The following is a 245-nucleotide window of genomic DNA, read 5'->3' on the forward strand; positions in this document are numbered from 1 at the left end:
GGCAGCTGGACGACGAGACGGCCCCGGCGACCGACGAAAGCCGATTGCAGCTGGCCGCCGCCGAGTATCTGTGCACCCAGCACGTTACGACCCTGCTGGAGAAGTACCAGGTCAACTGTGTCTTCGACGTGGGCGCGAACACCGGCCAGTACGGGCGGCGGCTGCGCAAGCCCGGCTACACCGGCCGGATCGTCTCCTCCGAACCCACCAAGGCCGCCTTCGAGAAGCTGGAGCGCGCCGCCAAG

1 pseudogene is annotated in these 245 nt (G+C 68.2%); it reads left to right on the forward strand.

Annotation, left to right across the window (positions count from 1 at the left end):
* Window positions 1-5: 5 nt before the first annotated feature.
* Window positions 6-245 (forward strand): annotated as a pseudogene (locus KVT44_RS56605) (FkbM family methyltransferase); the annotation flags it as partial.

It is taken from the genome of Streptomyces sp. GbtcB7 (assembly GCF_019091445.1).
Classification (GTDB): Bacteria; Actinomycetota; Actinomycetes; order Streptomycetales; family Streptomycetaceae; genus Streptomyces; species Streptomyces mirabilis.